Annotated in this window: 1 pseudogene; it reads right to left on the bottom strand. The window is 43.1% G+C overall.

The window, feature by feature from the left end:
* A pseudogene (locus tag PORUE0001_RS05010) lies at window positions 1–261 on the bottom strand (succinate dehydrogenase); the annotation flags it as partial.
* Window positions 262–761 lie beyond the last annotated feature (500 nt).

The following is a 761-nucleotide window of genomic DNA, read 5'->3' as shown; positions in this document are numbered from 1 at the left end:
CAGTGTCAGCCATAGGGCGTAGATGATATGTACGATGAAGCCCAGCGCTAGGACGGGAACCATGATCTGTACCAATATGTTGGTACCCATGACGTGACAGGCTTGATTGTACAGCTCCGTAGGGAACTCGCTATTCACATTGATCGCATCGTAGACGGCTAGTAGGTTGATACAGCCATGTAGCAATAGGAAGATAATCAGGAAGAGTCCTGAGAGACTCATGATGAACTTTCTCCCGATTGATGATTTAAAGATCCACATATTTGTTCGTTTGGTTACTTGAGTGATGTTATCAGTTACTGTAGGTCTGTCTAGACATGGCAAATAGCTGTATAGGGGAAGGGCTTCTCAGAGCGCTCTACCGACCTTTTGCGATGCGAGACATCTCCTTTGATCCACAAAGATACAAAATACCTACTATTAACTACTATAATGTCGTCTTAATTTCAGGAGAAGAAGAGATTAGAAGTTAGACTTTAGAGGTTAGAGATTAGAAGTTTGGACTGCTCCTATCCGATAGCTCCGATCACCTCCGATAGTTCCGATAGCTCCGATTTCTATCTTCTAACCTCTAAAGTCTAACTTCTAATTTCTAATCTCTAACTTCTCCCCTCTCGTCCCTCCCTCGGTAGGAAATACGAAATCTCCAGGGAGGAAACGAAATTTCTCCACGGAACCGGGAAATAAAAGTTCGGAAGAATGAAATGAAACTTCGGAAGAAAGATTTCGAAGTTCCGATGAATTTTTCGTTCCTCGCTGGA

This window comes from Porphyromonas uenonis 60-3, assembly GCF_000174775.1.
GTDB classification, from domain to species: Bacteria; Bacteroidota; Bacteroidia; order Bacteroidales; family Porphyromonadaceae; genus Porphyromonas; species Porphyromonas uenonis_A.
The sequence above is the reverse complement of the archived record's forward strand: the minus strand, read 5'-3'. Positions and strand labels throughout refer to the sequence as shown.